This window comes from Polaromonas sp. P1_F6 (genome assembly GCF_056405695.1).
This window is the reverse complement of sequence record NZ_JBFUBQ010000001.1, coordinates 1,047,906-1,060,872: the sequence shown is the minus strand read 5'-3', so window position 1 is coordinate 1,060,872 and position 12,967 is coordinate 1,047,906. Positions and strand designations below refer to the sequence as shown.

15 protein-coding genes are annotated in these 12,967 nt (G+C 61.9%); 12 read left to right on the top strand and 3 right to left on the bottom strand.

Annotation, left to right across the window (positions count from 1 at the left end; translation table 11 throughout):
- The first annotated feature begins 68 nt into the window (after positions 1 to 68).
- The 3 genes from AC1DY9_RS04885 (at position 69) to AC1DY9_RS04875 (ending at position 913) form a co-directional block, all read left to right on the top strand.
- Positions 69 to 329: a hypothetical protein gene (locus AC1DY9_RS04885; protein WP_457280713.1), complete on the top strand. Its 261-nt coding sequence runs from the start codon at positions 69 to 71 to the stop codon at positions 327 to 329.
- A gap of 93 nt (positions 330 to 422) precedes the next feature.
- Positions 423 to 596, top strand: a complete 174-nt coding sequence (locus AC1DY9_RS04880; RefSeq protein ID WP_477665924.1) for a hypothetical protein — start codon at positions 423 to 425, stop codon at positions 594 to 596.
- Positions 593 to 913 carry a hypothetical protein gene (locus tag AC1DY9_RS04875; protein ID WP_457280711.1) on the top strand — a complete coding sequence of 107 codons (321 nt, stop codon included), beginning with the start codon at positions 593 to 595 and terminating at the stop codon, positions 911 to 913. Before AC1DY9_RS04880 ends, AC1DY9_RS04875 begins: the two co-directional genes overlap by 4 nt.
- A gap of 121 nt (positions 914 to 1,034) precedes the next feature.
- On the opposite strand, the gene AC1DY9_RS04870 is transcribed toward AC1DY9_RS04875, so the two are convergent.
- The gene (locus tag AC1DY9_RS04870; protein ID WP_457280710.1) at positions 1,035 to 1,595 is read right to left on the bottom strand and encodes a ferritin-like domain-containing protein; all 561 of its coding nucleotides are present in this window, start codon (positions 1,593 to 1,595) and stop codon (positions 1,035 to 1,037) included.
- A gap of 491 nt (positions 1,596 to 2,086) precedes the next feature.
- Here AC1DY9_RS04870 and AC1DY9_RS04865 point away from each other — a divergent pair, with 491 nt between their 5' ends.
- Positions 2,087 to 2,428, top strand: coding sequence for a MoaF N-terminal domain-containing protein (locus AC1DY9_RS04865; protein WP_457280709.1), 342 nt, complete (start codon positions 2,087 to 2,089; stop codon positions 2,426 to 2,428).
- Here the strand turns inward: AC1DY9_RS04865 and AC1DY9_RS04860 are convergent.
- Entirely contained in the window at positions 2,425 to 3,093 is a 669-nt protein-coding gene (locus AC1DY9_RS04860; protein WP_457280708.1) for a DsbA family oxidoreductase, read from the bottom strand. The genes AC1DY9_RS04865 and AC1DY9_RS04860 overlap by 4 nt on opposite strands.
- Positions 3,094 to 3,361: 268 nt before the next feature.
- Here AC1DY9_RS04860 and AC1DY9_RS04855 point away from each other — a divergent pair, with 268 nt between their 5' ends.
- From AC1DY9_RS04855 to AC1DY9_RS04825, 7 genes are all read left to right on the top strand, one after another.
- Entirely contained in the window at positions 3,362 to 5,317 is a 1,956-nt protein-coding gene (locus AC1DY9_RS04855; protein ID WP_457280707.1) for a PhoX family protein, read from the top strand.
- A 305-nt stretch (positions 5,318 to 5,622) separates the two neighbouring features.
- On the top strand, positions 5,623 to 6,672 hold the full coding sequence (locus AC1DY9_RS04850) for an Ldh family oxidoreductase (RefSeq protein ID WP_477665923.1): 1,050 nt from the start codon (positions 5,623 to 5,625) through the stop codon (positions 6,670 to 6,672).
- A gap of 289 nt (positions 6,673 to 6,961) precedes the next feature.
- Positions 6,962 to 7,978, top strand: a complete 1,017-nt coding sequence (gene xylF, locus AC1DY9_RS04845) for a D-xylose ABC transporter substrate-binding protein (RefSeq protein ID WP_457280705.1) — start codon at positions 6,962 to 6,964, stop codon at positions 7,976 to 7,978.
- A gap of 162 nt (positions 7,979 to 8,140) precedes the next feature.
- Positions 8,141 to 9,271: a sugar ABC transporter permease gene (locus AC1DY9_RS04840; protein ID WP_457280987.1), complete on the top strand. Its 1,131-nt coding sequence runs from the start codon at positions 8,141 to 8,143 to the stop codon at positions 9,269 to 9,271.
- 305 nt (positions 9,272 to 9,576) lie between these two features.
- Positions 9,577 to 10,356 (top strand): ATP-binding cassette domain-containing protein, encoded by a 780-nt coding sequence (locus AC1DY9_RS04835; RefSeq protein ID WP_457280704.1) that lies wholly within the window; start codon positions 9,577 to 9,579, stop codon positions 10,354 to 10,356.
- A gap of 15 nt (positions 10,357 to 10,371) precedes the next feature.
- Positions 10,372 to 11,550, top strand: a complete 1,179-nt coding sequence (locus AC1DY9_RS04830; RefSeq protein WP_477665922.1) for an ROK family protein — start codon at positions 10,372 to 10,374, stop codon at positions 11,548 to 11,550.
- Between the two features lie 103 nt (positions 11,551 to 11,653).
- On the top strand, positions 11,654 to 11,824 hold the full coding sequence (locus AC1DY9_RS04825) for a hypothetical protein (RefSeq protein ID WP_457280702.1): 171 nt from the start codon (positions 11,654 to 11,656) through the stop codon (positions 11,822 to 11,824).
- A 35-nt stretch (positions 11,825 to 11,859) separates the two neighbouring features.
- Here the strand turns inward: AC1DY9_RS04825 and AC1DY9_RS04820 are convergent, their stop codons facing one another.
- Positions 11,860 to 12,375: a MarR family winged helix-turn-helix transcriptional regulator gene (locus AC1DY9_RS04820; protein ID WP_477665921.1), complete on the bottom strand. Its 516-nt coding sequence runs from the start codon at positions 12,373 to 12,375 to the stop codon at positions 11,860 to 11,862.
- 62 nt (positions 12,376 to 12,437) lie between these two features.
- On the opposite strand from AC1DY9_RS04820, the gene AC1DY9_RS04815 reads away from it, so the two are divergent.
- A complete protein-coding gene (locus AC1DY9_RS04815; protein ID WP_457280700.1) occupies positions 12,438 to 12,842 on the top strand; it encodes a GFA family protein in 405 nt (134 codons plus the stop codon).
- The last annotated feature ends 125 nt before the right edge of the window (positions 12,843 to 12,967 follow it).

The window sequence follows — 12,967 nt, the reverse complement described above, 5'->3', positions numbered from 1 at the left end:
TAGATTCGCCTGGATAAGGAGTTCTGTTTGCCCGGCCTTATTCAAGGGATGAACCAGAAATGCTCACCATGAAGCAGCTCGATGAAATGGATTTGACGCTTTACCTGCAGACTGAAGGTCGGCGAATGGCCGCAGAGCTCCGAGGCAAGACACTGCCGGACGCAGAAAACCAGTCGCCCACACCGCCTGACTCCTGTCCGCCCGCGGCTCGGCACCCCAGTGCCCACGGGCCCGCTCAACAGCAATGCGCGACCCCGGCCCCGGCACGCAGCCTGAGCGAGGCCTTGCAGCGCATGGGTGTGACGGGCTCACCTTCGCGCCGGGTGTAGGCATTCGCCGCGACTTGCGGCCCAAGGGCTGGCCCTGTTGCCGGCTGCGTCCTATTATTCAGACAGCGCCATAGAACGCACCTGGAGACACCCATGAAACCCTACCTGCCCTTTGTACTGGCGACCTTGTTTTTCCTGTCCGGCTGCCCCGACAACAAGGTTCCCAAAGCGCCACCCAAGGCGCCCGAGCCCAAAGCCGAAACTGTCGCCACGCCGATACCTTCCATGGTTGCAATCAAAAGCAGCCTGTCCGGCCCCCTTTCATGAAAAACCGTGGATGGCCATCCGGCATGTTTGCGGCCATCTGCCTGGCCGGATGTGCCGGCACAACAGCAGAGCCGCCCCCGCACCCCGTTAGCGTCGACGGGCAGACCTATCTCATCAGCCAGCTGACAGCCGGCACCTGGACAGCCATTGCTCCAGGGTCAAAAGGCGGCAGCGTCATATCGACCCCTGCGGGCCGCGCAGCGTTGCTGCAGGCGATTGAACTGCGCTCCGGCTGCAAGGTCACCGATGCTGACTATTCACGCAACGGCGTACAGCTCGACGCCCAGGTGGATTGCGCAAGCAGCTTGAAGAACTAACGGGGGCACTCCCGACATGGAGGAATAAAAAAAGGGGCGACAAATGCCGCCCCTTGGTTTGCCGAGCCTCGAGTGCCGACAAAAATCTTACCGATTCCTTGCGTGCGAAGGCCGACCCTTATCAGGCCTTCAGTGCATCGCGCAGGGCTTTCACCTGGTCATGGTTGCGCTGCGCGCCCTGGGCCTGGCGTTCCACCACGGCTCTGATACCGGCGGGGAAATTGCGCTTCAGGGCTTTGCGGTAGCGTGCCACTGCAGCGTCTTCCCCGCGCTCGCACTCATTGAGCATCGCCTGGTCACTCAACGCGCTCAGCGTGGCCCGCACGGAAACCCATCCGCGATGCAATGCACCGCTGACCGAGCCGCCTTCATCGGGCTTCCCGCCGAGCTGGCGAATCAGGGTTTGCAGCTCCAGGCCTGCAGCCCGGCATTCATCGGCATGGCGAAGCAGCAGTGTCTTGATGTCCTGCGCCTTGGTGTGCCCGGCGCATTCGCGGAAACCATACTCACCGTCACGGCAAGACTCGAGCAGGTCATTCAGGCTTTCGATGATGGCGTCATCGTCGTCCACTGCGTCATCGCCCGTTGCGACGGCGGTCTTCAATGCACCTGGGTACCGGTTCTCCCCCCTGGCCCAGGCCGCGCGGGGATCAGGATTCTGGTCGTGTTGTTCCTTTGCCATGGTGTGCTCCTTTGTCTCTTGTCGCTTTGTGAAAAGCTGCCCAGACGCCGCCTATAGGGCAACGTGGTGATTTCCAGACATCTGAATCGATGGTGCAACCCAGGGGAGTACCGCACGGTCAGGCAAGCACAGCCACTTTTGTAGGAGAACGCCGCGCACGCCCAGGCAAACTGCCGCGTCAAAAATTTACGCGATTTCGGCCACCAGGCCTTTCAGGGCCAGCGCAAGCAGCTATCAAAACAGGAGCAACGACAAGAAAGAGAATTTGGGCTTTGGAGTACCCAGACGATGGCAGCAGCACTGCCATTGAAAACCCGGCCCTGAATCCACGGCTGAATCCACAGCAAATGCCAGCGCGTCCGCTTGTCCTACATCCGACTAACACGCCTCCCACAAACATGTTCCTGTGCGGGAGCTAAGTTGAAACTGTCGGCAAGCGCATCCGCCTTCATTCAGTCGCGCTGACGTTACTTTTTACTTTTGGAGCTCCCATGACAGCCGCCCTCAACGAATCCCTGCACGGCAAGACCCTGCGCTGGAGCTTCAAGGACGGCCCGACGAAGGGCCTTAGCTTTGAGCATATTTTTTCGGCCGACGGAGGGGTGACCTGGCGCAGCACCGGTCCGGGTTCAAAAGACCACCACGAAAGCGCCAGCGCCGCCGTGAAAATTTCGGACGACGTGCATGTGGTGTCTTATCTTTCAGCCGAAAGCGGCTACACGATCACGGTAGCGCTCAATCTCAAGACCGGCACAGCCACAGGGTTTGCATCCAACGGCAAGGACTGGGTCCAGCAGTCGGGCACTTTTGAAGTGCTGGGCGCGAGCCGTTAGCCTGCGGCGGCAATCTGCCGCAAGGCCTGCTCAAACACTTCAGCGGGTTGCCCACCGGAGATCAGATGGCGGTCGTTAATGATGACGGCCGGCACCGAGTGGATGCCCTGGGTCAGGTAGAACTGTTCGCGTTCGCGCACCTCTGCCGCGTATTCGCCTGACGCCAGCACCTCCCGCGCCCGGGCTTCATCCAGCCCCACTTCGGCAGCCGCTTTCGCCAGCACCTCGTGTGAAGCCGGGCTCTGCCCGTCGGTGAAGTAGCGCTTGAAGAGCAGTTCCTTCAGCGCCTTCTGCTTGTCCACACCTTCCAGTTCGGCCCAGTGCAGCAGGCGGTGCGCATCAAAGGTGTTGTAGATGCGGCTGCGCCCGCCGCCGGGCTCGTCGGCCATGCTGAACTTGAAGCCGACCTGCGCGCCGCGCGCGCGGATGTTCTCACGGTTGGCCTGGGCCTGCGCGGGCGTGATGCCGTATTTCTCGGTGATGTGCTCGGTGATTTCCTGGCCTTCGGGCGACATCTTCGGGTTGAGCTCAAAGGGCTGAAAGTGCAGCTCGGCCTGGATGTCGCCGTGCACGCGCTCCAGCGCCTGGTCCAGCGACTTCAGGCCAATCACGCACCAGGGGCAGGAAACGTCGGACACGAAATCGATTTTGAGTTGGGTGGTCATGGGGGGCCTTGAGGGTTGCTGTTCTGGCAGACCGATTTTGGCCCGCAGCAAACCAGCTTGCGGTTCCCCCGGGGATATTCAAGTACCCGGCGCGAGGTTAATCAGCGGGAGCCACCCCTGCCTGGGGCCGTCTGTGGCAGCCCTTTTCAAGAAACTGTCACACAAGCTTCCTAAGATTCCCGCAGCGCAGCCCGACTTGCCCCGCCGGAGTGCGCGGCCAGGGCTGCGGCTTCGCGATCACCCACCTGAAACACTGGAAACCATAACAATGTCCGACCTGGCCACCCCTTCCCTTCCCTCCCGCCGCACGGCCCTGAAATTCCTGGCGACTGCGCCCATGCTGCCGCTGGGGGCCCTGGCCTCCAGCACCCTGCTGTCGGGCTGCGCCACCGGCAGCGGCCCCGCCGCTGCGGGCAATTACTTGTCTTCCAGCTTCACCTCCATGGCCGCCCCAACGCTTGCCAACGCGGCCGCCATGGCCACCACCACCGTGGGCTCCAGCCTCCAGGTGCGCCTCAAAGACAACAGCACGCAGAGCTACAAGCTCGCCTACCAGCCCTTCTTCGTGACCGGCGACATGGTGCCGGACGGCAAGGGCGGCACCATCCTCGCCGGCGGCTATGTGGACATCAGCAACCGGCCCATCATTGACCGCTCGGTGCCCGGCAAGGAACGCCAGATATTCTCGGACGGACCTGACGGCACCTCGCTGCTCGGCCTGCCCAATGCCAACGTACCCGGAGTCAAAGGCAAAGCAGTTTTTGCCGTAGTTCAGTTTGAATACACCACGCGAGACCTGGCTGGCGCCGACGCTTACGGCAACCTGCCCTCACCCATCGCCGTGCTGACGCTGGACCAGGACCAGGCCACCGGCAAGCTCAGCCTCGTGAAATACCACAACGTGGACATGTCCAAAGCGCATGGCCTGTGGATCACCTGTGGCGCCAGCCTCTCGCCCTGGAACACCCACTTGTCCAGCGAAGAGTACGAGCCCGATGCCCCCTTCGCCGCGGAAAGCGCGCAATTCAAGAAGTTCAGCAAGAACGTCTATGGCGACGAAACCAAAGCGAACCCTTATCACTACGGCCACCTGCCGGAAGTCACCGTGCATCCCGACGGCACCGGCACGGTCAAGAAACACTACAACATGGGCCGCATCTCGCATGAGCTGGTGCAGGTCATGCCGGACAACCGCACCGTGCTGATGGGCGACGACGCCACCAACAGCGGCCTCTTCGTCTTTGTGGCGGACCGTGAAAAAGACCTGTCTTCCGGCACGCTGTATGTGGGCAAGCTGGGCACCGGCTTCTCGGTCAACCCTGCCGACCAGGGCGCGAAGATCTCCTGGATCAAGCTGGGCCACGCCACCAGCGCCGAGATCGAAAAGATGGCCGACACGCTCAAGCCCGCCGACATCATGGCGGTATCGAAAACAGACCCCGGTGATGCGAGCTTCACCAAGGTGTTTTATGGCGGCAACGCCAACTGGATCAAGATCAAGCCCGGCATGGAAAAAGCCGCAGCCTTCCTGGAAACCCACCGCTATGCCTACCTTATGGGCGGGAGCATGGGATTTTCCAAAATGGAAGGCACCACCGTCAACATCAAGGACAAGGTCGCCTACTCGGCGCTGCAGAATATCCAGGACTCCATGGTCAAGACCGGCAAGGGCTGGAACGCGGCCAGCGGCATCGCGCTCGACAAGGCCCTGATCGCCGGCGGCGTGATGGCGCACAAGCTGGACGGCGGCCAGAAAGACCTGGGTGGCAACGCCATCGACAGCGAATGGATGCCGGTGCACACCAGGGCCCTGCTGGTCGGCGAAGACATTGCCGCCGACGCGCTGGGCAACAAGGCCGACCCCAACCAGATCGCCAACCCCGACAACCTGAAGTTCTCGGAAAAAATGCGCACCCTCTTCATTGGTGAGGACAGCGGCTCGCACATCAACAACTTCATCTGGGCCTACAACGTCGACACCCGACAGCTGTCGCGCCTGATGTCCATGCCCGCGGGCGCCGAAGCCACCGGCCTGCATGTGGTGGACGACCTCAACGGCTGGACCTACATCATGAGCAACTTCCAGCATGCGGGAGACTGGAACTCGCTGCATGGCAAGGTGCAAGCCACGCTGGATCCGCTGGTGCGCGCGAACTACAAGGACCGCTTCGGCGCGGCTGTCGGCTACCTCACCGCGGACCCCAGCAGCATCAAGCTGGGCTGATTGGCGACGTAACCATAAACATGTTCGCCTGCACCGCCTTCGGTGCCTCAGGCGGAAAGCGGGCTCATGGCCTGCTTTCCGCTTTTTTTATGGCACCGGATTAAATGCCGCGATGGATTGTGCGGTGTGCGCCCCTACCCGCTCGTCCCTAGAATGTTCAAAATAACGATGGCCGGCCTGACGTGACCTGCTGCGCTGGAAGATACGCATCAAAACGCCCTCTAACCCATACAGGACGAGCGCAAGCAGCTATCAAAAACAGAGCATCTACAGCGACAACATTGAGACAACCCCGAGACAAATCCATGCGATACGCCCAGACCGATCTGATCAACTACGCCCAAACCCTGCTGACCACCGCCGGGCTGGAGCACGACAAAGCCGCTGCCGTGGCCGACATCCTGGTCCAGGGCGACCTGATGGGCCACAACACCCACGGGCTCGCCCTGCTGCCGGGCTACCTGGCTGAGCTGGAATCTGGCGCGATGGAAAAACTCGGCACCCCAACGGTGCTGGCCGACCATCCGGCCGCCGTGACCTGGGACGGCCGCCGCTTGCCCGGCCCCTGGCTGGTTCTGCAAGCGATGGCATTGGCCACTGAGCGTGCCGCAGCCCAGGGCACCTGCACCGTGGTGATTCGCCGCAGCCACCACATCGCCTGCCTGGCCGCCTATCTCAAGCGCGCCACCGATCAGGGCCTGATGATGTTGCTGACCTGCTCGGACCCGAACACGGCCAGCGTTGCCCCCTTTGGCGGGCTGGACCCGGTGTTCACACCCAACCCGGTTTCTGCCGGCATTCCCACCAACGGCGTTCCGGTGCTGATGGATGTGTCCACCTCGGCCACGACGAACGGCATGACCAACCGGCTGCACAAGGAAGGCCAGCGGCTGCCTGCTGCCTGGGTGATGGACGGCCACGGCGTGGCCAGCGACAACCCTTCGGTGCTGTTCGACGAACCCAAGGGCACCATCCTGCCGCTGGGTGGCATGGACTCGGGCCACAAGGGTTATGGCCTCACCTTGCTGGTAGAGGCATTAACCGGAGGCCTCGCAGGCCACGGCCGCGCCGATCCGAAAGAGGGATGGGGCGCGACGGTGTTCCTGCAGGTGATTGACCCGCGCACTTTTGCCGGCCTGGATGCCTTCATACGCCAGACTGGCCATGTCGCCGATGCCTGCCGCGCATCACGACCCGCGCGAGCAGGGTCTGCCGTGCGCACCCCGGGGGAAAAAGGCATTGCGCTGGCAGCCAGGCAAATGGAATCGGGCGTGGAGCTCTACCCCTCCATCCTGCCCGCACTGTCAAGCTGGGCCATCAAGCTTGGGGTGACAGAGCCGTCTGCCGCCCACTGAAGCGCAGCCTTTCCAGGGGAAAACCGATCCAGCCAGCCGTTGCCGCTGACGGGTTTTCTGCTTGCAGCGCCTGCTGCTCAGCCTTTGGTATTACAGAAACCATCAAAAATTTAAAGCGACCCCCGCACACCCGGGGTTTGTCCCTAGGCGGGGAATTTTTCAGGTCCACATAATTAGTGCGTCGTTCAAACTAATTCTGAAGTGCTGCGTTTGCAGCGGAACGATTACCGGGATTCAGCTGGGTTTTCAAAACTACACGCCCGACTGGGCAGAACTATCGGAGACATTCATGAAACTAAAAAATTCCCTCACCGCAATGGCACTCAGCCTGGCCGCTGCCGGCGCATTTGCGCAGGTCACTGTCGGCGTCAGCTGGTCCAACTTCCAGGAGGAACGCTGGAAAACCGATGAGGCCGCCATCAAGACGCAGCTTGAAAAGCTGGGCGCCAAGTACATCAGCGCAGACGCCGCGGGCTCCCCCGAAAAACAACTGGCGGACATTGACGGCCTGATGGCCAAGGGCGCCAAGGTCCTGATCGTGCTGGCCATGGACAAGGACGCCATCCTGCCCGCCGTGAACAAGGCCACCAAACAAAAAGTGCCGGTTATTGCCTACGACCGCCTGATCGAGGCACCCGGCGTGTTCTACATCACCTTCGACAACAAGGAAGTCGGCCGCATGCAGGCCCGTGCGGTGTTCCAGGCCAAGCCCAAGGGCAACTACGTGATGATCAAGGGCTCCCCCACCGATCCGAATGCCAACTTCCTGCGCGAAGGCCAGCAGGAAATCATTGACGCCGCCGTCAAGAAAGGCGACATCAAGATCGTGGGCGAGGAATACACCGAGGGCTGGAAGCCTGAAGTCGCGCAGAAAAACATGGAACAGATCCTGACCAAGAACGGCGGCAAGGTCGATGCTGTGGTGGCCTCCAATGACGGCACCGCTGGCGGTGTCGTGGCGGCGCTGAGTTCCAAAGGCCTCAAGGGCGTACCGGTGTCCGGCCAGGACGGTGACTTTGCCGCCCTGAACCGCGTGGCCATGGGCACCCAGACCGTGTCGGTGTGGAAAGATGCGCGCGACCTCGGTAAACAGGCGGCCAGCGCAGCTGTCAATCTGGGTGCCGGCAAAAAAGTCGACGGCGCGACCTCCTGGAATGGTGGCGAGAAAAAGATCGCCCTGCAGGCCCAGTTCCTCAAGCCCGTGCCTATTACCCGCGACAACCTCGATGTGGTGGTGAAAGCCGGCTGGATCAAGAAAGACGAACTCTGCAAGGGTGTCACGGGCAACGTCGCGGCCTGCAAGTAATACAGGCTTTAATACAGGCGTTCAACCACCTGCTCCCCGTTCTGCGCAAGCAGGCAAGGCAACCGGCCTGTAGGTTGCCTTGGGGAGTGCTGCATCCTCAAAACCATGCAATTTCCCGTTCGGTTCCTGCGCAACGCTGCTGTCGACTGGCGGCTGGTGTTCATGGGGGGCGTGCTCGCCGTCCTGGCGGGCGTATTCCAGGTCCTGTCGGGCGGCATTTTCCTGTCGCCTGAGAACCTCTACAACATCGCCCAGCAAACCGCGGTGGTGGGCATCGTGTCCACTGTCATGGTGCTGATCATTGTGGCCCGGCATATTGACCTGTCGGTCGGTTCGGTGATCGGTTTTGTCGGCGTGCTCATCGCCTATCTTCAATACACCCTGGGATGGTCCTGGCCGGCGGCCTCACTCGCCGGGCTGGCTGCGGCGCTGGTGGTGTCGGTATACCAGGGATGGCTGACCGCCATGCTCGGCGTCCCGTCTTTTGTGGTCACGCTGGGAGGGCTGATGTCCTTGCGCGGCGCGGCTTTTCTGGTGGCCGACGGCAAGACCCAGCCCGTCAGCGACGAGACTTTTCTGCAACTCGGTGGCGGCTATGACGGTGGCATCGGCGTGACCGCCACCTGGGTCCTGACCGTCTGTGTGAGCCTGGTTCTGGTGATTCGCATGCTGTTGCGCCGCCGTGCCTCTACGCGCCATGAGATGCCCAACCAGCCCGTGTGGGTGGATGTACTGCTGGTGGCGGCACCGGTGGCCCTGCTGGCCGCGTTCGCTGCCACCATGAACAGCTATCTGGTCACCAACAAGGACGCTCCCCAGGGCATCCCGATCCCGGTGCTCATCTGGGCGGCCGTGGCGGTGGTGATGTCCTTCATCTCCCAGCGCACCCGTTTTGGCCGCTATGTTTACGCCATGGGCGGCAACCCCGACGCTGCTGTACTGGTCGGCATACCGGTCAAGCGGGTGACGCTCATGTTGTTTGCCCTGCTCGCCGTGCTCATCACCATCGCGGCGATCGTGTCGGTGGCCCGCCTGAACGCAGGCACCAACTCGCTAGGCACCGGCATGGAGTTGTTCGTGATTGCCGCCGCGGTGATCGGCGGTACTGCACTGGCCGGAGGCAGTGGCACCATCATCGGCTCGGTGTTAGGCGCCCTCATCATGCAGTCGCTGGACAGCGGCATGCTGCTGCTGGACGTCTCCATCGGAAAACGCATGATCATCATCGGGCAGGTGCTGATTGTGGCGGTGGTATTTGACGTGCTCTACCGCAAGTGGGCGCAGGAAAACTAGGATGAAACACCCCCGAAGCGCCTTCGGCGCCCGGCACCTCCGCCAGAGGCGGAGGCCCTTCGAAGCCGTCCAAGCCTGCGCAGGCAGGCTTGGAGCCGCGGCTCTCAGCCCCTCAAGGGGGGCGAGACCCGCGGCTCCAGACCGACCTGCGTCGGTCTGGACGGGTCGAGCGGTGGCTGCCTCCGGCAGCCACGCGGCCTGCAAGGCACACCAGCGGCCCGGCGAAGCCGGTTCCGCGGTGTCCCTGGCCTTTGCCGTGCGGTTTCATGTGTCGCGGGTGGCGCGCAGCGCAATGGATCACTGAAATGCAAATCACTACCGAACCCCTGGTCGAATTCAAGGACATCCGCAAGGCCTTTGGCGGCGTTCATGCCGTGGACGGCGTGAACCTGAACCTGTACCCAGGCGAAGTTGTCGCCGTCTTGGGCCACAACGGCGCGGGCAAATCAACCCTCATGAAAATGCTGGCCGGCGCTTTCCCTATCGATTCGGGCGAGATCCATGTGATGGGGCAGAAAGTGAATCTCCGGACCCCGGCCGATGCACAGCACCAGGGCATCGAGACCATCTACCAGACGCTGGCGCTCGCCGACAACCTGGACGCCGTGGCCAACCTTTTTCTGGGCCGTGAAAAAATGACGGCCTGGAATACGCTGGACGACTACTTCATGGAGGCGCAGGCACGCAAGGTATTTGGGCGCCTGAATAAAAACTTCACCAACATCCACACCCCGGTGCGGCGCCTCTCGGGCGGGCAGCGCCAGGTGGTGGCCATCTCGCGCGCCATCTACTTCAATGCCCGCATCCTGATCATGGACGAACCCTGCGCCGCCTTGGGCCCGGAGGAGTCCGCCATGGTGGCCAACCTGGTTCTGCAGCTCAAGGCCGAAGGCGTGGGCATTTTCCTGATCACGCATGACATGCAGGATGTTTTTTCGCTCAGCGACCGTCTCTCGGTGATGAAAAACGGCCGCCTGATCGGCACCTACCGCACGGCCGACCTGAACGAAGACCAGATTCTCGGCATGATCATCGCCGGCAAGCAGCCGGAAGGGAAAACACAGGCGCCGCACCGCATTGCCTGAACCATGCCATCGGCCATGAAAACCACAGGTGACCAGCAACTCGTCAAACGCATCAACCGCAGTGTGCTGATGCGCTTGCTGCGCAACCAGCCTGGGCGCTCGCGCGCGCAGCTGGCCAACCATAGCGGGTTGACCAAGTCGACAGTCAGCCTGCTGGTGCGAGAACTCATTGATGAAGGCTGGCTCAGTGAAATCAGCATGGCCGCCGCCAACGGTGTGGGGCGGCCCTCCACGCCCCTGCAAATCGACTGCCGGTCGCGCGGCCTGATTGGTGTGGAAGTGGCAGTCGACACCTTGCGTGTGGTGAGCGTGTCCCTGTTGGGGCAAGTGCTGTGGTCAACGCAAGAACCTTTGCGTGGTACCCGGCCGCAAGACGTCTGCAGCCAGATTGCCGACCTGACAGTAGTGGCCCAGGCGCAGCTGGTATTGCGCGGCGCGCAACTTTCAGGTGTGGGCATCGGCCTGCCCGGCGCATTTGACGAAACCACCGGTGTGGTCCGATTTGCCCCCAACCTTGGTTGGCGCAACGTGGACTTCTTGCCGCAGATCACCCAGGCACTGATTCATGCAGGCCTGCCCCCGGTACCGGTACACGTGCAAAACGAAGCCGACACGGCCGCGCTGAGCGAATACGAATTCTCTGAGAACGACGGCAAGGACTCGCTGATTTTTGTGACCTGCGATGTTGGCGTGGGCGCGGGCATCGTGCTCAACGACCGGCTGTTCACCGGCATGCGGGGCATGGCCGGCGAGATCGGCCACAGCATTCTGGAGCTCGACGGACCCGCGTGCTCCTGCGGACGGCGTGGGTGCGCGGAGGCCTTCATCGGTTCGGGTGCTCTGGGCCAGCTGGCGGACACTCGCCGGTCAGGACACTACCTGGGTGTGCTGCTGCAGAACCTGTGGACCACCTTCGATCCCAGCGTGCTGGTGGTGGGCGGCGCATCCTGTCAGCATTTTCCGGAATTGGTGGAGGTTGCCAGGCAGACGCTGCAAAACTACGCCACCCATGCCGGCGTAACAGCTCCCATGGTGCGCGTGGCGCGTTACGGCCTGCTGGCTTCAGCGGTAGGTGCTGCCGCCCTGGTGCTGCACCAATATCTGCGTCCCATGCATCCCCGCGGCCGCCTCGTGAGCAATGGCCTCCCGGAGGGCTTCAAGCCCCGGGTGACGGAATTGGCCACAGCCTCCTGAAACCATTCGTAGGCCCTCGCTGACACCCATCAGCGCATCTACCCGATAAAGCGCCGGCACCAAGGCATGCAAAGTGGAGCCACAACATTTCGTGGAGAAGAAAATGTCTTTTGCGCTTTACATGATCGGTTTCGTGATTTTCCTGGCCGGTGTCATCTGGGGCGCCGTGGTGGCCGGTGTGCCGCATCTGTACATCGGCATAGGTGCGCTGATCTTCCTGGGGATAGGAATCTTCAGCGCCGTGAGCCGCACGCGCAGCAAAGACCCGTCTTAAGCGGCACGCGCCGGCAATCTCACACCAATCTCCCACTATTCCTGCGGCGCTTCCTGCGCCATCAAGGCCTGCTGCAACTGCGCCAGCACGGTGCTCGCGGCGCGTAGCTGGGCCTCATTCATCCCATCAGCCAACGCATTGGCCCATACTTTTTGCCCTGCCTGTATGGTTTGCAAGGCCTTGCGACCTTTGGCAGTGAGCCGCAGCAGCTTGGCGCGTGCATGAGCCGGATTGCTTTCATAAACGCTGAGCCCCTCTTCCACCAGTAAATCCGCCACCCGCTGCACGCTTTGCCGCGTCAGGTTCATGGCGCGTGCGATCTGTGCCACCGACAGCGGCGCATCCTCCACCGTGGCCAGCACCTGCCAGCGCGCCGAAGTCTGCCCGGCCGGCGCCGCCAGCGCATCGCCGGCCGCCGTCAACAAGCCGTTGAGCTGCATCACCTGCACCACCAGCCAACTCAGGGAATTGGCGGCCGGCGTGCGCTTGACCTCTTCGTTGGCAATTTCTAATTTGACAGCATGCTGTCGTTTAACTATACTTTCAGACATGACAACATTCTGTCATATCCGGATATTCCCAACAACCTGCAACCATCAAGGAGTTCGCCCCCATGCAAAAGACCTATACCGGAAGCTGCCACTGCGGCGCCGTCCGCTTTGAAGCCGACATCGACCTCAGCAAAGGCACGGGCCGCTGCAATTGCTCCATCTGCACCAAAACCCGCAACTGGGGCGCCATCATCAAACCCGACGCATTTCGGCTGCTGGCCGGCGAGAACGAACTGAACGACTACCAGTTCGGCACCAAAAGCGGCCACCACTTGTTTTGCAGGCACTGCGGCGTGCGGCCTTTCGGTCGGGGTTACGTGGAGCAGATAGGCGGCGACTATGTATCCATCAACATCGCCGCGCTGGACAACGCCGAACCGGCTGAACTGATCAGCGCACCGGTCAACTACGCGGACGGGCGCAACAACGCCTGGTGGAACACCCCTGCCGAGACACGGCACCTCTGATTCATCGCGGGCATCCACCTCCCCTGAACGATGTCGGTCAGGAATTGAGGAAGGTCAGGTCCGGCCTCAGCCCACTACAACGCAACGCGGCTTTCCGTTCGTCTATTTATGCAAAGCGACTGCTT